This window comes from Flavobacterium sp., from assembly GCF_052437795.1.
Taxonomy (GTDB): Bacteria; Bacteroidota; Bacteroidia; order Flavobacteriales; family Flavobacteriaceae; genus Flavobacterium.
Map to the genome: position 1 here is coordinate 508,008 of NZ_JBQVPA010000003.1, position 17,126 is coordinate 525,133.

Annotated in this window: 20 protein-coding genes; 10 read left to right on the plus strand and 10 right to left on the minus strand. The window is 45.1% G+C overall.

Translation table 11 applies throughout. The features are described from left to right. Nucleotides 1-172 precede the first annotated feature (172 nt). Together ACT6R0_RS12455 and ACT6R0_RS12460 are read left to right on the plus strand one after the other, a co-directional pair. Nucleotides 173-1,057, plus strand: a complete 885-nt coding sequence (locus ACT6R0_RS12455) for a flavin reductase family protein (RefSeq protein ID WP_444653757.1) — start codon at nt 173-175, stop codon at nt 1,055-1,057. 52 nt (nt 1,058-1,109) lie between these two features. Beyond that, nucleotides 1,110-1,511 (plus strand): DUF3127 domain-containing protein, encoded by a 402-nt coding sequence (locus ACT6R0_RS12460; protein ID WP_444653759.1) that lies wholly within the window; start codon nt 1,110-1,112, stop codon nt 1,509-1,511. Between the two features lie 57 nt (nt 1,512-1,568). On the opposite strand, the gene ACT6R0_RS12465 is transcribed toward ACT6R0_RS12460, so the two are convergent. Beyond that, nucleotides 1,569-2,192: a hypothetical protein gene (locus tag ACT6R0_RS12465; RefSeq protein ID WP_444653760.1), complete on the minus strand. Its 624-nt coding sequence runs from the start codon at nt 2,190-2,192 to the stop codon at nt 1,569-1,571. A gap of 109 nt (nt 2,193-2,301) precedes the next feature. Between ACT6R0_RS12465 and aat the strand changes: the two genes are divergently transcribed. Further along, nucleotides 2,302-2,937: a leucyl/phenylalanyl-tRNA--protein transferase gene (gene aat / locus ACT6R0_RS12470; RefSeq protein ID WP_444653761.1), complete on the plus strand. Its 636-nt coding sequence runs from the start codon at nt 2,302-2,304 to the stop codon at nt 2,935-2,937. Between the two features lie 62 nt (nt 2,938-2,999). Further along, nucleotides 3,000-3,350 (plus strand): nuclear transport factor 2 family protein, encoded by a 351-nt coding sequence (locus tag ACT6R0_RS12475; protein ID WP_444653762.1) that lies wholly within the window; start codon nt 3,000-3,002, stop codon nt 3,348-3,350. Nucleotides 3,351-3,458: 108 nt separating this feature from the next. Here ACT6R0_RS12475 and ACT6R0_RS12480 read toward each other — a convergent pair whose 3' ends face one another. After that, complete coding sequence (locus ACT6R0_RS12480; protein ID WP_444653763.1) at nt 3,459-4,031, minus strand: hypothetical protein; 573 nt, start codon at nt 4,029-4,031, stop codon at nt 3,459-3,461. 219 nt (nt 4,032-4,250) lie between these two features. Here ACT6R0_RS12480 and ACT6R0_RS12485 point away from each other — a divergent pair, with 219 nt between their 5' ends. Both ACT6R0_RS12485 and ACT6R0_RS12490 read left to right on the plus strand, forming a co-directional pair. Next, nucleotides 4,251-4,616 carry a hypothetical protein gene (locus ACT6R0_RS12485; protein WP_444653765.1) on the plus strand — a complete coding sequence of 122 codons (366 nt, stop codon included), beginning with the start codon at nt 4,251-4,253 and terminating at the stop codon, nt 4,614-4,616. A 77-nt stretch (nt 4,617-4,693) separates the two neighbouring features. Continuing rightward, nucleotides 4,694-5,149 (plus strand): hypothetical protein, encoded by a 456-nt coding sequence (locus ACT6R0_RS12490; RefSeq protein ID WP_444653766.1) that lies wholly within the window; start codon nt 4,694-4,696, stop codon nt 5,147-5,149. 257 nt (nt 5,150-5,406) lie between these two features. Here the strand turns inward: ACT6R0_RS12490 and rpmA are convergent, their stop codons facing one another. Both rpmA and rplU read right to left on the minus strand, forming a co-directional pair. Continuing rightward, nucleotides 5,407-5,667, minus strand: a complete 261-nt coding sequence (rpmA, locus tag ACT6R0_RS12495; RefSeq protein WP_108777454.1) for a 50S ribosomal protein L27 — start codon at nt 5,665-5,667, stop codon at nt 5,407-5,409. A gap of 25 nt (nt 5,668-5,692) precedes the next feature. Then, nucleotides 5,693-6,076 (minus strand): 50S ribosomal protein L21, encoded by a 384-nt coding sequence (rplU, locus tag ACT6R0_RS12500; RefSeq protein WP_444653768.1) that lies wholly within the window; start codon nt 6,074-6,076, stop codon nt 5,693-5,695. 365 nt (nt 6,077-6,441) lie between these two features. On the opposite strand from rplU, the gene ACT6R0_RS12505 reads away from it, so the two are divergent. From ACT6R0_RS12505 to ACT6R0_RS12515, 3 genes are all read left to right on the plus strand, one after another. Continuing rightward, complete coding sequence (locus tag ACT6R0_RS12505) at nt 6,442-7,767, plus strand: M16 family metallopeptidase (RefSeq protein WP_444653770.1); 1,326 nt, start codon at nt 6,442-6,444, stop codon at nt 7,765-7,767. A 15-nt stretch (nt 7,768-7,782) separates the two neighbouring features. Beyond that, nucleotides 7,783-9,831, plus strand: coding sequence for a M16 family metallopeptidase (locus tag ACT6R0_RS12510; RefSeq protein WP_444653772.1), 2,049 nt, complete (start codon nt 7,783-7,785; stop codon nt 9,829-9,831). A gap of 220 nt (nt 9,832-10,051) precedes the next feature. After that, nucleotides 10,052-10,600: a heavy-metal-associated domain-containing protein gene (locus tag ACT6R0_RS12515; protein WP_444653773.1), complete on the plus strand. Its 549-nt coding sequence runs from the start codon at nt 10,052-10,054 to the stop codon at nt 10,598-10,600. Nucleotides 10,601-10,773: 173 nt separating this feature from the next. Here ACT6R0_RS12515 and ACT6R0_RS12520 read toward each other — a convergent pair whose 3' ends face one another. Both ACT6R0_RS12520 and ACT6R0_RS12525 read right to left on the minus strand, forming a co-directional pair. Continuing rightward, nucleotides 10,774-11,334, minus strand: a complete 561-nt coding sequence (locus ACT6R0_RS12520) for a DNA-3-methyladenine glycosylase I (RefSeq protein WP_444653774.1) — start codon at nt 11,332-11,334, stop codon at nt 10,774-10,776. 2 nt (nt 11,335-11,336) lie between these two features. Further along, nucleotides 11,337-11,996, minus strand: coding sequence for a queuosine precursor transporter (locus ACT6R0_RS12525; RefSeq protein ID WP_444653775.1), 660 nt, complete (start codon nt 11,994-11,996; stop codon nt 11,337-11,339). A 239-nt stretch (nt 11,997-12,235) separates the two neighbouring features. On the opposite strand from ACT6R0_RS12525, the gene ACT6R0_RS12530 reads away from it, so the two are divergent. Further along, on the plus strand, nt 12,236-13,792 hold the full coding sequence (locus tag ACT6R0_RS12530; RefSeq protein WP_444653776.1) for a T9SS type A sorting domain-containing protein: 1,557 nt from the start codon (nt 12,236-12,238) through the stop codon (nt 13,790-13,792). 86 nt (nt 13,793-13,878) lie between these two features. Here ACT6R0_RS12530 and ACT6R0_RS12535 read toward each other — a convergent pair whose 3' ends face one another. The 4 genes from ACT6R0_RS12535 to rpsB all read right to left on the minus strand — a co-directional run bounded on the left by ACT6R0_RS12535 (nt 13,879) and on the right by rpsB (nt 16,998). Continuing rightward, nucleotides 13,879-14,364 (minus strand): hypothetical protein, encoded by a 486-nt coding sequence (locus tag ACT6R0_RS12535; protein WP_444653778.1) that lies wholly within the window; start codon nt 14,362-14,364, stop codon nt 13,879-13,881. Next, nucleotides 14,361-14,975: a hypothetical protein gene (locus ACT6R0_RS12540; protein WP_444653779.1), complete on the minus strand. Its 615-nt coding sequence runs from the start codon at nt 14,973-14,975 to the stop codon at nt 14,361-14,363. Before ACT6R0_RS12540 ends, ACT6R0_RS12535 begins: the two co-directional genes overlap by 4 nt. Before the next feature lie 270 nt (nt 14,976-15,245). Beyond that, complete coding sequence (gene tsf, locus ACT6R0_RS12545; RefSeq protein ID WP_444653780.1) at nt 15,246-16,070, minus strand: translation elongation factor Ts; 825 nt, start codon at nt 16,068-16,070, stop codon at nt 15,246-15,248. Nucleotides 16,071-16,179: 109 nt separating this feature from the next. Beyond that, nucleotides 16,180-16,998, minus strand: coding sequence for a 30S ribosomal protein S2 (rpsB, locus tag ACT6R0_RS12550; protein ID WP_444653781.1), 819 nt, complete (start codon nt 16,996-16,998; stop codon nt 16,180-16,182). Nucleotides 16,999-17,126 lie beyond the last annotated feature (128 nt).

Here is a 17,126-nt window from a genome sequence, read left to right on the forward strand (position 1 = left end):
ATCGTCTAAACGGGGCGGGCAGTTCAGTTCAGGCTTGTAATGTCTTAGCTTTAAAAGATATAGGTGTTTGGCTTTATCCGGTCAGTAGGGCATTCTAAATGTTGATATTTTGTCAAAAGTAAAACGGCAACCCTTTGTGCAAACGATTATCTTTGTGTAAATAACAAACCAAATGTTCAGTATTGACCCAAAAGAAATGCCCGCGGCCAGGTTCCAGGGCTATTTGCAGGGGGCGGTAGGGCCCAGGCCCATCGCTTTTGCCAGCACGCTCGACAGGAACGGCGTGCCTAACCTGTCGCCCTTCAGCTTTTTTAACGCGTTTAGCTCGAACCCGCCGATACTGGTGTTCTCGCCTGCGCGCAGGGTAAGGGACAATACCATTAAGCACACGCTGATCAATGCCGAGCTGAACCGTGAGGTGGTGATCAATGTGGTGAATTATGACATTGTGCAGCAGGCATCATTATCAAGTACTGAATATGCCGATGGCGTGAATGAGTTCGAAAAGGCGGGATTGACAATGCTTCCATCGGACATTGTGAAGCCGTTCCGGGTAAAGGAGTCACCGGTGCAGTTTGAGTGCAAAGTGCTCAATATAGTCAACCTTGGCACCGAAGGCGGCGCGGGCAACCTGATCATCTGCGAAGTGGTGAAAATGCACATCAGTGAGGAGATCATGACCGAGGGCAATGCGGGGATCGACCAGTACAAGATCGACCTTGTGGCACGCATGGGCGGCAACTGGTACAGCCGTGCCAATGCCGGGCTTTTTGAAGTGGAAAAACCGTTAACGACACTGGGTATAGGGGTAGATGCCATACCGGCATTTGTAAAGGAAAATGGCATATTTAATGGAAATGACCTTGGTAAATTAGGCAACGTTGAAACCTTGCCTACCGATGAGGAAGTTGCTATATTTGTAAAAGGCAGCTTTGACGTGAAAGCCGTTCTAAGCGCCGACGATGAGCAAAAAAAACTGGCCATGGCCAAAGAGCTGCTCGACAATAATAATGTTGCAGACGCATGGAAGGTACTGCTCGCACAGAAAGATTTTTAATTATTTACTAACGATAGCTGCCCTGTGAGGCAGAAAATTAAAACAGACAATTATGGAAGTTTCAGGAAGGATCAAAATGATCGACGAAACCAAAGCCTTTGGTGCTAACGGTTTCAGGAAGAGGGAAATGGTGGTTACTACCGATGAGCAATACCCACAGCACATCATGATAGAGTTTACTCAGGACAAATGTGACCTGCTGAACAACTACATGGCAGGGGAGCCGGTAAAGGTTTCTATAAACCTTAGGGGCCGCGAGTGGGTAAACCCGCAGGGCGAAACAAAATACTTCAACTCGATACAGGGTTGGAGGATCGAGAAGATGCAGGCTGAGGCTCCGGCAGGCGCACCGGCACAACAGTACCAGCAGCAAGCCCCGGCGCCACAGTCGTATGACTCGTTCCAGCCGGCTACCAACTTTAAAGAGGAGGAGCACGACGACCTGCCTTTTTAAATTTAAAGATACGGTCACAAATCACAGGTCCCGGAGTGTTTAACTTTCGGGATCTTTTTATTTATCCAAAACCACCCTCACATCCACCCGCATCCCTGCGCATACCCAGCGGCGTTCCCACGGGGCGGTTCCAGAAGTTTTGGCAAGGGTAAGGAACTTGTCGTGGCCATTGCACATGCAGTCGAAATACAGGTCGTCAATTACATCCGCCCCGGATTCCTTTATCAGCCCGATGAATAATTTGTTCTGGCTTTTCAGGTCGAGCCCGGCAATGTTTATGCTTATTTTGCCTTTTGCTTTTTCGTCCATGATAAGGGCTTTGGTATCATAGGCGATACGCTGTCCGGGCTGTCCGTCCTTATCCACAGTGTATATCAAAATGCCAAAGGTAGCGCGCTTGCTAAATTCTTTTTTGTCATCTAATACACCATTGAAGTAAAATGAAACTGACTCCAGCGACCCGGCCGGGATATTTTCCACAAGCGTAACGATCTCGTCAGCATCCTTAAAAGGCTCCGGCGAATAGCATGGCCCGGTTAGGCTAAGGGTTTTCATTTTGAGCTTTTTTCCTTTGCTAACCACAACTTCCTCCATGTAAATAGTATCCTTTTCCATGTCGACAAAATTCTGCGCCATGGCGGCAGTACTGAAAAGAAGGAGTGCAAAAAGGAAATATTTCATAGGTCGCATGCGTTTAATGAGCGAAGGTAGTCAATCAATTTATGGGGTGGCTTGTTTTAACTTTAATTTTCAATCCCTAACTTTGGACCGCCTTACTAAACAATAACGGATGTATTTTCTGTCACGTGAACTCTATTTCCCCCCGGTGGACGAAGCATCGCCCGAAGGTATCGTGGCCATTGGCGGCGACCTTTCTACAGAGCGCCTGTTGCTGGCTTACCAAAGTGGCATATTCCCGTGGTTCGAGGAAGATGAGCCCATATTGTGGTGGAGCCCTCCCGAGCGTATGGTGCTGTTTTTCGACGAGCTGAAGATATCCAAGAGCATGCGCAATGTGATGAACCGTGGTATGTTCACTATAAGCTTTGATCTTGCCTTTGAGGATGTAATAGCTAATTGCCGTGACATAAAACGCAACGGGCAGAACGGCACGTGGATCACCGATGACATGACCAAAGCCTATTGCAGGCTGCATGATTTAGGTATCGCCAGATCTGTTGAGGTGTGGCAGGGCGATGAGTTGGTTGGTGGGCTGTATGGCATTGATCAAGGGCACGTTTTTTGTGGGGAGAGCATGTTCTCCAAAGTGCCAAATGCCAGTAAGATCGCTTTTATAGCGCTATGCAAGAAGCTGCAGTTGGAGAACTACAAGCTGCTGGACTGCCAGGTGCATAACGACCATTTGGAAAGCCTCGGGGCAAAGGAGATCGACAGGGAAGACTTCATGGCAATATTGAAGAGTTGATCTGTGGATGCGTTGATCTGGTATTTATGAAGGTCGTATCAGGGTATATTTAATAATTTAAAATGAAAAACAAAATACAAGGTCTAATTCAGAAGGCATACCATGCTTTTAATTCCAGGGATATTGATAGTGCGCTATCCACATTTCATCCGGATGTAGAATGGCCAAAGGCTTTTGAGGGTGGCTACGTCCAGGGGCATGAAGCCATACGCAGTTACTGGACCCGGCAATGGACAGAAATAAACCCTACGGTTGAACCGGCTGCCATTAACGTACTGGATAACGAAAGTGTAGTGGTAACTGTTCATCAGCTTGTGAAGGACATGGAGGGCAAGGTGTTATTTGATGGTATTGTAACTCATAGCTACACCGTGCAGGATGGCCTGCTGCGCAAAATGGATATTGAGGGTTAAATGCCTTGCCACGGCAGTGTCATCTTTTCAGAAAACAAAGGATATCCAATATGTAAAAGGGGCTGTCCTTTTGAGACAGCCCCCTGATCTTTTATCGCGGAAGGATAATTATTTTACTTTAGCAGAACTTCTTATAGCTTCATACATTTTTTCTGCAGCTTCCTTTGTTCCTGCAACTACGCCTGTAGCATGGTTGTGGAATACGTAACAGCCCTCGCCTTTAGCTTTCACTACAACATAGAACCTGTATTGGGCATCAAATCCTTCTGTAGCAAGTTCCTCATACATAAAACCATTTGCATCTTCTTTTAGCAGTTTGGTGCTTGCCCCGGTACTTTGCGCCTTAAACCTTTTAACAGCTTCTTCAATGGTATTTTCAAAAGCACTACTAACGTTAATGCCTGTTTCTTCATTTATGGTAACCGTAAGGTCTTCAGGATTAACATCGCTCGGTCCGATCTTTGCTGTTTTAGGCAGCTTTACAAGTACCGGGTATGCTTTATTTGCAGGGCTCAGGTCGGTCTCTACCCAGTCAGCTTCGTTAAACACATAGGCTACGGCAGGCTTTTCGGTGGTAGCTTCAGTTGTAGTAGCGTCAGTGTTTTCACCTTCGGTACTTGCTGTTTTGTTGCAAGATGCCAATACAAGGGCCACCACCAACATTTGGAATAAGTTTTTCATTTCAGATCGTTTTAATTTGGTTAATAAAATTGACACCGCGATTTGATCTGCGGCAGGAGCGAATTTAAGAAAATGCCTATAGAAAACAATATTTCCGCTGTTTTTTTGCTAACACTTTATGGTATGGTAACATAGGGCTGGTCATGTCATGGTTATTCTCCTGCCTGTGTAAAGCGGGCCTCTGTGGGTGCCCAAAAATAAAGTGGTATCTTTGCATCCATGAAGGCATTGAAACATACCATGATCATCCTGCTCGCGCTATGCTATTGCTTAGCTGTGGGTGGCAGTGGTAATGGTAATAGCCCCCAGGCCGACTACCAGGAAATTTCGTCAACCGGCACATCCTTCATTCCCGGCACGCCGGACAAATTGGCGGCCCATATCACGCAAACCTCTTTTGTCGAGGCTTTCGCTAAATACAGCCAGCCGCAGAATTTCAAATTACTTTTCAATGCGATCGCGCCTATCCCCCAACCAGCAGCGCATTTTGATCTTCAACCCTTCTGGCAGTATGTAAGGAAGTCGCAGAACATGCACATCCTTTCGGTTGCCGACATCATTTACCCATTCCATTCTTTTTGGTGATAAGCCGTTTATCAACGGATCTTTTCAGGCGCCGCATTCCGCGAGCGCCTTGTATAACTTTATAATTATCACAAAAAATGGATTTACAGACAACAATAATTGGAATGGTGCTGATAGCGCTTTGCGTAGTGCCGTTCATCTTTGTATATAATAAGAAAAAAGAAAAACAGCAGCTGCTGATCAAGCAGCTAAAAGCGCAGGCGATAACGAGTGGCTGCAACATTACACGCCATGACCTGTGGCACAATACGGTAATAGGTATTGATGACAACGCGAAATGCCTGTTCTTTTTGCGAAGGACAAAAGATGGAGAGGTGCAGAGGCAGGCTCATTTAGCAGGTGTTAACAAAGCGTACATCAATGGTGCCGACAATGCCATAGACAAGCTGGAGCTGATACTGGTGCACAACAGCTCGAAAGAGGGAGACACTGTCCTTGAATTCTACAACAGCGCAACGCTAATGCAGATAAACACGGAACTGCAGCTGGTAAAGAAATGGCAGGCTATTGTAGAGGAGAACCTTATTAAATAACCGCCTGAATTTACGGGCTTAATTTTAACCACATTAGATACATAGGGTTTAGTTATCCGTTGATCAAAGCGGATATAGTTAAGCATAGTGAAGCGAAGCTTCAGGCGATATGTTGATCTGTTGCACACTATACCCGCCAATTAAAAGCTATGTGACTATGTGGTTAAATAAAATCCAGGCACGGTTAGATATAAATAGCCGGTAACGAAAAAACCCACTCGATCGAGTGGGTTTTTATATTTCGATAAGAATATTTCTTAAGCTTCGAATGGAACTATAGAAACGAACGACTTGTTGTCGCCTTTCTTCTGGAACTTAACAACTCCGTCAACTTTAGCGTGTAGTGTATGGTCTTTGCCCATGTACACGTTCTCGCCCGGGTTGTGCTTAGAACCACGCTGCCTTACGATGATGTTACCGGCAATAGCAGCCTGGCCGCCATATATCTTAACGCCTAAACGTTTCGACTCCGATTCCCTACCGTTCTTGGAACTACCGACACCTTTCTTGTGAGCCATGATGTTTTGTTTTTAATTGTTAATATTATTCTGCAGTTTCAGTTGTTTCAGCCACGTCTGCTTTTTTAGCAGCAGCCTTTTTCTTTGGTGCAGCTCCCGCTCCGATGATACCGGAGATCTGGATCTGAGTCAAAGACTGACGGTGTCCGTTTTTCTTCTTGTAACCTTTTCTCCTTTTCTTCTTGAAAACGATTACTTTATCTCCTTTTAAGTGCTGCAGCACTTTGGCTTCTACTGAAGCACCTTCTATAGCCGGGGCGCCTAGGGTGATCGTTCCGTCAACATCAAGCATAAGGACTTTCGCGAATGTAACCGCGTCGCCCTCTTTACCTTCAAGACGGTGAACAAATACCTTTTGGTCTTTGCTAACTTTAAATTGCTGCCCTGCTATCTCTACGATTGCGTACATAACAATATGGTTTAATTAATTTTTTTAAGTGCGCAAATATACAACTTATTATTTATCAGGCAACCTGACCGTGTAATATTTAGAAAAAATAGATTAGGGTTAAAGTCTAAGGTCCAAAGTCCAAGTCTAAAGTTACAAATATGATCTCATTGCCGATCATATTTAAGGAGAATGTCTTGTTGCAGTACAGCGTTAAGGTGCATATGTCCACAATTTTAAAAGCCATCTATTAGTGTTTAGTAAATGTCTTTTTAGCAATTAAGTTGCTTCTAAAAACCAACTTCTTAAAAAAAATATAATTTAATTGTAACAAATTGCCGAAATTGCACACCAATTATCAAAACACAATAATAATCAGTATTTTTATGAAAAGATCGTTAATCGCTTTGGGTTCGCTCCTTATGCTTGGCGGAACAGCTTCTGCCCAGAAAGTGGCATTCGAAGAATACAATTTGGACAACGGCCTGCACGTGATCCTGCACCAGGACAAGAGTGCGCCAGTAGTCATTACTTCGGTAATGTATCACGTAGGTTCTAAGGACGAGAATCCTGAAAGAACAGGTTTCGCACACTTTTTTGAGCACCTTCTTTTTGAAGGAACGGAGAACATCAAACGCGGCGACTGGTTTAAGATAGTTACATCTAACGGTGGTAACAATAACGCCAACACCTCTGACGACCGCACTTATTACTATGAAGTATTCCCATCTAACAACCTTGAGCTTGGCCTTTGGCTGGAGTCGGAAAGGCTGATGCATCCTGTGATCAACCAGATCGGTGTTGATACCCAGAATGAGGTAGTGAAGGAAGAAAAAAGGCTTCGTATAGACAACCAGCCTTACGGAAGCCTTATTGCAGAGGTTAAAAGGAATATGTTCAAGGTACACCCTTACCGCTGGGCGACCATCGGTTCAATGGACCACCTTGATGCCGCTACCCTTGGGGAGTTCCAGGCATTCAACAAGAAATTCTACATCCCGAACAATGCGGTGCTTGTAGTAGCGGGCGACTTTGACCCTGCACAGGCTAAAAAATGGATATCGCAGTACTTTGGTGCCATACCAAAAGGCACGCCGGTAACACGCCAGAAATTTGAAGAGAAGCCGATCACAGAAAGCTTCAGGGCACGTTATGAAGATCCTAACGTACAGCTTCCTATGGTAGTTACTGCTTACAGGACACCATCTATGAAAACACGTGAGGCACGCATACTTGACATGATCTCATCTATCCTTAGCGACGGAAAGAGCTCAAGGATGTACAAAAAGATCGTTGATGACAAGAAAATGGCAATGCAGATCGGCGCTTTCAACTACAGCCAGGAAGATGCGGGCCTTTACATCATATACGGTATGCCAATGGCAGGCTTTACGTCTGAAGACCTTATGAAAGAGGCTGATGCCGAGATCGTGAAACTTCAAAATGAGCTTATCTCCGAAAGGGAATTCACAAAACTTAAGAACCAGTTCGAAAGCCGTTACGTGAGCAGCAACTCTAATGTTGAGGGCATCGCTGAGAACCTGGCTTCTTTCTACCTTCTTTATGGTGATGTGAACCTTATCAATACCGAGATCGACATGTACCGTTCGATCACAAGGGAAGAGATAAGGGATGTGGCCAAAAAGTACCTAAATCCGAACCAAAGGATGATACTTGACTACGTAGGATCAACAGAAAAAGCAGAAAAATAAGAATACAGAAAAAAGATGAAAAAAGTTATATATCTATTAGCCGGTTTATTCTTAACTGTGGCCGCAGAGGCACAACAGAGGCCAATGCCAAAAGCAGGGCCGTCGCCAACGGTTAACGTGGGCAAGCCGCAAACCTTTACGCTGAAGAATGGCCTTAAGGTACTTGTTGTAGAGAACCACAAGCTGCCACGCGTATCGTACAGCCTTACTATGGACAACGCCCCTTATGCTGAAGGAAGCAAAAAAGGCGTGAGCGACATGACAGCATCCCTTATGGGCAGCGGTACCAAAAAAATGTCGAAAGATGCATTTAACGAGGAAGTTGATTTCCTTGGTGCGAACATAGGCTTCGGCTCGCAGTCGGCGTATGGCAGCGGCCTTTCAAAATATTCGAACAGGATATTGGAATTGATGGCCGATGGCGCACTTAACCCGGTATTCACGCAGGAAGAATTCGATAAGCAGAAAGCGCAGATCCTTGAAGGCCTTAAAGCTGACGAGAAGAGCGTTACTTCGGTAGCAGGCAGGGTTAATTCTGTACTTGTGTATGGCAAGAACCACCCGAATGGCGAATACCTTAGCGAAGAAACACTTAACAATGTAACGCTTGAGGATGTTAAAGAGAACTATGCGACTTACTTCGTTCCGGGCAAAGCATACCTTGTAGTAACAGGTGATGTAAAGCTTAAGGATGTTAAGAAGCAGGTTGAGAAGCTTTTCGGTTCATGGAAGCCGGGCCTTGCTCCGGAAGTGAGCTACAGCGACCCTAAAGATGTTCAGTACTCGCAGATCAACTTTGTAGACATGCCTAACGCGGTGCAGTCTGAGATCTCGGTCGTGAACATATCCAACCTTAAGATGACGGATAAAGAATATTTCGCAACACTACTTGCTAACCAGATCCTTGGTGGTGGTGGTGAAGGAAGGCTTTTCCTTAACCTTCGTGAGGCCCATGGCTGGACATACGGTGCCTATTCTTCGATAGGTGGCGACAAGCGCGTAGGCGATTTCTCTGCTTCGACTTCGGTAAGGAACACTGTTACTGACAGTGCTGTTGTTGAGATATTCAACGAGATCAAGAAAATGAGGACCGACCTTGTTAGCGAGGAAGACCTTAAAAATGCAAAAGCTAAATACATTGGTAGCTTTGTAATGAACATGGAAAAGCCGGGCACTGTTGCGCGTTATGCATTGCTTACGCAAACACAAGGGCTTCCTGAAGATTTCTTCGAGAATTACATCAAGAACATCAACGCGGTAACTCCGGAAGATGTAAGGAACGCTGCTAAGAAATATTTCTCTGCCGATAACTCAAGGGTGATCGTCGTAGGTAAAGCTGCTGATGTACTTCCGGGACTTGAAAGTAGGAAAATGCCTATCATGTACTTTGATAAATTCGGTAAACCGACAGAGAAGCCGGTAATGAATAAACCTGTACCTGCAGGCGTAACTGCCAAAACGGTACTTGATGGCTACATCAAAGCTGTAGGTGGCGAAAAGGCGGTAAAGGCTGTGAAGACAGTTTCTACAAAGTCTTCGGCATCTGTACAGGGCATGGCAGTAACATTTACCAGCAAAGTATCTGCTGAGAAAAAACAGGCGGTAGAGATCACGGTTGCGGGCATGGGTTCAATGTTCAAGCAGGTGATCGGCGATAAGAGCGGCTACAGCGTTCAGCAGGGCCAGAAGATGGAAATGGATGCTGCTGAGTTCAAAGAGAACAAAGAAACAGCTGTTCCGTTCGAAGAGCTTACCATGGCATCAGTTCCGGGTGTAAGCCTTACGACTATCGAGGCTATCAACGGTAAAGATGCTTACGCGGTTAAAAAAGGTACGGATACGTACTATTATGATGTAGCTACTAACCTAAAAGTGGCTGAAGCGCATGAGCAGGAAGGCCCTAACGGCCAAAAAATGCCAATGTTCACTTACTATGGCGACTATAAAGAAGTGAAAGGCATCAAGCTTCCTCACAAGATCAACATGAACATCGGCATCGAGCTTGACCTTACAGTTACTGAGGCCAAGATCAACGAAGGCGTAACTGCCGCTGATTTCCAATAAAACATAATAATTGTTTGATAAAAGGCTCTCCGCATTGCGGGGAGCTTTTTTTTGACCTGTAATTACAACAATATAGCACCTCAGTAATTCCACCCGGCGGTTATAACGTTAAAAACATCACTTTCCTGAAATTAGTGGCATAATGATCAGCACAATACAACCGTTTTGTATAAATTTGTAACCTGTTCTAAATAATGTATTAAACAAATAAAGATATACCATGAATTTCGCAAAGAAACTATCGCTTATCGCACTTTCGGCTGTGCTTTTTGCAAGCTGCAACGACAAATCTAAAGACGGCAACGTAGAAGGCACTGAAAAGGACAGCACTTCGGTTGACAGCACCATGAATAAGGAAACGGCTGCCAACCTTGAAACCACAAGTTTTAAGATCGATGGCATGACGTGCCCTACAGGATGTGCAGCGATGATCGAGAAAAAGCTTGCCGGCCTTGACGGCGTAGGCGAAGCTAAGGTAGATTTCGAAAAACAAACGGCTACAGTGTCTTTCGACGCGGCGAAACAAACTCCTGAGAAGCTTGTAGAAACTGTTGAGGGCCTTGCTGACGGTGCTTACAAGGTTTCTGAAGTGAAGTCTTCAGGCGACAAAGCGTTCTTTTCGGTAGAGCAGGAAAAAGAAAAGAAAAAAGAAACTAAGAAAGATAAAAAGGCTAAAAAAGAAGCGGATAAGAAAGCAGGGTGCGGCACTGAGAAGAAAGGCGGATGCTGTTCAGAAACCGCTAAAAGATCTTGCGGCGGCCACGCGTAAGCAAAATGATATACTATACGAAAAGCATCCCATAAGGATGCTTTTTTTGTCCTGTCTCCGACCCTCTCCAAAGGAGAGGGAGCATGGATGCACATACTCTTATGGATAGCGCTCAGTATTTTTTTAAGCTTGAATGAAGCTACATCTAAGATCTACCTTCTGAGATTTGATATTTAGCCCCTGGTCCAGCATTCCATGACATGGTCGTTCACCATTCCCGTGGCCTGCATATTGGCATAAATAACGGTTGATCCAACGAATTTGAACCCGCGTTTTTTAAGGTCTTTGCTTATTTTGTCAGACAGGGGAGTGGTAGCCTGGATCTGGCTCATTGACGTAAATTTATTGTCAATAGGCTTACCATCTGTAAAGTTCCAGTAATATTTGGAGAAGCTCCCGAATTCCTCCTGTATTTTTATGAATGCCTGCGCGTTGGATATGGCCGAAAGTACCTTGAGCCTGTTGCGTATGATGCCGGTATCCTGAAGCAATTCGGCTATCTTGTCATCACCATACTGCGCGATCTTTTTGTAATTGAATTTGTCGAATGCTTTGGCAAAATTTTCCCTCTTCCGCAGGATGGTGATCCAGCTCAACCCTGCCTGGAAAGTTTCCAGCAGCAGGAATTCGAATAGCTTGTCGTCGTCATGAACGGGTCGGCCCCATTCTTCGTCATGGTATTTTTCGTAGAGGGCGTCGCCAACGCACCAGCGGCATCTTGTTTTATCTTTCATAATTAGTCCTGATCTACGGCTTCTGCTTTCATGTGTTTGTCAATGATCGCATGGCCTAAATAAATTAAAGGGGTAAGCAGTATGGCGATCCCCAACTTAACGGAGTAACCCGTAAGTCCGGAGGCGATATATGTCCTGGTATCCATTTGCCCGGTTGCCCAAAAAGCGATGCCTAAAACAATGAATGAGTCGAAGAACTGTGATATAACGGTTGACCCGGTGCTACGTAGCCATATCATGCGTTTTCCCGTCCTGCGCTTCACAAAATGGAAAATGGTAACATCTATTAGCTGCGACACTAAAAATGCCGTGAGGCTCCCTACAATGATCCACATGCCCTGTCCGAAGACAGATGAGAATGCGGCGTCCTGTACACCCATTCCCGGAACCGCCGGAATACCAAGTGCCAGCCATAGTAAAATGAAACAATAAGCAATAAGCCCTGCGGTTATGTAAGAAAGCCGGCGTACCCCCTTTTCGCCAAAATATTCGTTGATAAGGTCGGTAGTAATGAATACCACCGGCCACGGCAATATACCCACGCTCATAGGGACAGAACCCACAGATATGAGCTTGCCGCCAATGAGCTCGGCCACAACTGCATTAGTGATAAAGATCCCGGCAAGGATGGTGTAGATGAGATGTCTTCGGGTTTGGAACATTCAATGTAATTTAACAACCAAATATACTAAATACTTTCACAGAGTGTGGTCTGCCATAGACCATTGTCAATATTGTTAAGTTGCTAACTTGCAAAGGAGTAGTGGTTCCTGCAAATATGTACGCGGCATGACCGACGATCAACTGTTTTAATTTAAGGTCATTTAGTCTTAAGATCATGAAATAGACGCAACCATTTAACATAAAAGCCGTCTAACAACAAAACCAACCGATACTAATTATGAAAAAGATCTTATTGCCGCTGCTGTGCGCCCCCATACTTGCTATAGCACAGCCAGGCACTTTTGACACGTCTTTTGCCGGTACAGGCAAAAAGTCACTTTATGTACAGGAGCAAATGACCCGTGCTTACCGTATCGCCGCCCTGCCCGACGGCGCTGTGCTTACTGCCGGTCTCAATTATTCCCAGGACTACAGCGGAGCCTTTCTCGGGGCATTTGTTAACAAGCACCTTGAGAATGGCGACGCCGACACCTCTTTTGGCGACAATGGCATTGTTTATTTTGGTAACCCTGCAGAATTGAATTGTTTTATTACCGGACTTAAAATACAGCCCGACGGAAAGATAATTGTAAGCGGCTCTATAAACGGGCAGGGAGAAGTGAGGCGCCTTAATGCTAACGGATCACATGATGTGAATTTTGGAAGCAACGGAGTTGTATCGCCCGGCCTTCAATACATTAGCTGTATGGCTATTGCGCCAAATGGAAAGATCGTGGCGGCAGGCCAGTACTGGAACGGGTTTATTAATGTGTACCAGGTGCACCGTTATAATTCTGATGGCACTCCCGATACCACATTTGGCAATAATGGCATGGTACACGCCGATGTTACCGGTTATAAGTTTGACCTTGCCCTTGATGTATTGGTGCAGCCCGATAATAAAATTGTTATAGCGGGCGAATCGTACTTTGATATAAAAAATGCTGTGGTAAGCCGCTTTAATGAAGACGGAAGCCCCGACATTACATTTGCTGATGGCGGAGTAGCTATAGTACCTCTTTCGTCCGATGGAGGCAATGGGAGCTTTCAGGAAATAGCATTGCAGCCCGATGGTAAGTTAGTGGTGGCTGGCTATGCGATAGGCCTTACAGGCACCGGGGGACTTAATTCGAACAGCCCTGCGGTTGTAAGGTTAAATGCCAATGGCATCCCGGACAGTACCTTTGGCACATTTGGGAAGGTGATATTGCCTACAGTATACAGCGCGAACGACCAGTTCACATCGCTGCACCTGCAAAGCAATGGCAAGATACTGGCAGGCGGTAACGCTTCTTACCCATATCCCTACATACGCACCTCCTACTACCTGACGCGTTTTACCAGCAACGGCGAAACAGATACGGTTTTTGGGGAGAACGGGCGACTGCTTCTTGACTTTACGAACTCTGACGGCGACTATTTGAATTACCTCCAGGACATAACCCAAACGGAAGACGGTCGGATCTTTACCGCCGGGTTTACAGGCCTAAGTAGTATTGAAGAGATGAAGATGATCATCTGCAGGTTTAAGAACGACGATACCGCGGATATTAACGGTAGCGAACTACCTGCATTTATGGTATATCCTAACCCGGTAACTGAGGTTGTAAACATACCGTTACCGGTGGGCAGCTGTGCCACACAAGTATACAACATGCAGGGACAGGTGGTATTCAGCCAGCCCCGTGAGGACTTCAGCGGCAATATATCGCTTAGCGGTCTTGCGGCAGGAAGCTATATTTTAAGTGTAGTGTCTGATAGCGGTACGGCATCTCAAAAAATAGTGAAGCTGTAGCAGCATTCCTTTAAAGCCACGAATTTCATCAATGTACCGATCTTGTGTGCATTTGAGGGATCCGTGGCTTTTTGTTATAAACGATCCTACAAATACGCGTCCTTATACTCTTTATCCCAATTATTATAAAGAGTTACCAACTCCTCATAATTATTGTCCAACGGTAGTTCCTTCTTCCAATAGGTAATTATCCTTTCCAGTTTTTCCTTGTCGCGCTCTATAAAAGCAACAGTGCCTTTAGCAAAATAATACCACCCCTTACCATCTTCACCACCAAGCCATTTGTAAAAACTGTCGTATGTCTTTTTGATGTATTTCACTGCCTGCCTGCCCTCTCCAGCCATGGCATACATTTGACCTGCATGCCAGTTAAGCGACTGCTTGTTTTCTGCATTTTGGCTATTTTTAATATAGTTTACAATTAATTCAGCACTTTCATGGTGTTTTCCTTCAGCAGAAATTTTTCGCCAGCAGCAGGTATCACTGTCGAACTGCGTTTGAGGATAATAGTGTTCAGGCTGTTGTGCATAGCTAAAGTATCCCATCAGGAGCAAGAGCACTATCTTTTTCATAGCTTCACTTCTTTAGGGCTTTTTTTAAGATCCTCATCATTCACATCGGTTTCCATGAAGTAAATTTTGCCGTTCTCTTTATAGACCAGTTGCTCTAACGCTGCGTTTGAAATTCCGTCACATCCTGTCGGAACAGGGAAAGGTTTAAAAAGCTGCTTCCATTTACCGTTGCGGAAGGTATAAGTTGTCATGGTATACACACAGCCGTTCATAGGTGACTGGAAAACCGATAACTCCGCCGCTCCATCGCCGTTTAGGTCACCTTCTCCTATAGGCATAGGGTTGCAGCATCCCACAGCCAGGTCCGGCAATGTTTTGTTGTCAAATGTTATGGTGAATTTGCGGGGTATGCCGTCTTCAACCGGATTTCCTGAACCTTCAATAACGGGTACGGTAATACGGTCGTCTGACTCACCATCTCCGTTAAAGTCCCACAGGCTTATGTCAACGGCTTCATTTGTTAGTACTTTCCGGTCATCTTGTCCTGACGTTATATCTGTAACGTCCGAATTTTTTTCCCTTGTTACATCTGCCGGAACTCTGTCGGCCCCGGTTTCTTTTCTGCAGGCACTAATAGTAAAAAAGAGGGATAGTAATAAAATATATTTCATACAGGATCGTGATGGTAGCACCGAATATACAAATTGTGCCAGTAAAACGCAATAGTTGTAAAATTTAGGTATAGATGGTTTATTTAAAGGAGATCGGCTTAGGGCCGGTTGACCTGTTGATCCGTAGATCTGGTTTTAAAAGCGATCTGTTATATATGTCTGTTGGAAGCCCCGATTCCGAAGGTTGTGGGGTATGCTATTTATGATCGCGAATAAAAAACCCCGAAACTTTTCAATTCCGGGGTTTTATAGTATGATAAAAAGGTTTACTTATGCAAGTGCGACCCTTTTGTAGCCTGTTACAACAAGGCCGCCATCAATCGATTTTACATACTCGCTTACGCTAAGCTTGTTGTCTTTGATGTAGTCCTGGTTAACAAGGGTATTGTCTTTAAAGAAACGGCCAAGCTTACCTTTTGCGATATTGTCAAGCATAGCCTCTGGCTTGCCTTCCTGGCGAAGTACGTCTTTTGCGATCTCTATCTCTTTTTCAATTGTAGCAGCATCAACGCCTTCTTCGTTAAGGGCGATAGGTGCCATTGCAGCAGCCTGCATAGCTACGTTGCGTGCAGCTTCTTCGCCACCGTTAACATTTGCAGAAAGGCTAACCAATGTAGCGATCCTGTTACCAGCGTGGATGTATGAACCTACGAACGCGCCTTCAAGCCTTTCGAATGAGCCGATCTCGATCTTCTCTCCGATAACTCCTGTCTGCTCGATAAGCTTTTCTTCAACGGTCATGCCGTTATAGTCTTTTGCAAGAAGCTCTTCTTTTGTAGCGCTTTCAAGTGCAAGGGCAGCAAAGTCGTTAGCAAGCTTAACAAAAGTCTCGTTTTTAGCAACGAAGTCGGTCTCACAGTTAAGTGAGATAACAACGCCCTGAGTTTTGTCAGCGTTAACTACAGCGATAACAGCACCTTCGGCAGAATCGCGGTCAGCCCTGTTGGCAGCAACTTTCTGGCCTTTCTTACGAAGGTTCTCGATAGCTTTATCGAAATCGCCATCAGCTTCAACAAGTGCTTTTTTACAGTCCATCATACCGGCACCGGTAATGGTCCTTAGTTTATTTACGTCAGCAGCAGTGATATTTGCCATTTTAAGTCGTATTTTAATTTGTTGTTTATAATAAATGATAAAGCCGTCATACCGATAATGCACTAAAAGTAAACATTACCCCGCATAACGGCTTTACTGTAATGTTAACTTATTCCTCTGTAGCAGCAGGTGTTTCCTGTGCAGGAGCTTCGGCAGCCGGTGCAGCTTCCTGTTTAGGAGCAGCTACCGGTGCAGCAGCCTCATTGCCTTCTCCTTCGGTGAAATCATCTTTATCAGATTTCCTGTCAGAAAGGCCTTCAACTACAGCGCCTGTTACAAGGGCAAGTACTTTTTCTATTGATTTAGAAGCGTCATCATTTGCAGGGATAACATAGTCAACCTGACGTGGGTCAGAGTTGGTATCTACCATTGCGAAAACCGGAATGTTTAATTTCTGAGCTTCTTTTACTGCGATATGTTCAGCCTTGATGTCTACTACGAACAACGCGGCAGGAAGCCTTGTCATGTCGGCAATAGAGCCAAGGTTTTTCTCAAGCTTAGCACGAAGACGATCTACCTGAAGGCGCTCTTTCTTAGAAAGCGTCATGAATGTACCGTCTTTCTTCATTTTATCGATAGAAGCCATTTTCTTAACGGCTTTACGGATAGTAACGAAGTTAGTAAGCATACCGCCCGGCCACCTTTCAGTGATGTAAGGCATATTGGCAGCGGCTGCTTTCTCGGCAACGATGTCTTTTGCTTGTTTTTTTGTGGCTACGAAAAGGATCTTTCGGCCTGAAGCAGCGATCTTTTTAAGGGCTTCGTTAGCCTCTTCGATCTTAGCTGCGGTTTTATACAGGTTGATAATGTGTATGCCATTACGCTCCATGTATATGTACGGGGCCATGTTAGGGTCCCATTTCCTGGTCATGTGTCCGAAGTGTACACCTGCTTCCAGTAAGTCTTTAACTTCTACTTTATTTGCCATTTTTGTAATAGTTTACGTTCTGTTGAGTAAGCGCAATGTTCAGGTGGCGCACTATGGCTGGCCCTGCCCATTTAGATGCTAAACTAACCCCACGCCTCAGCGGGGCAACAACAACTTTTGTTTTTAAA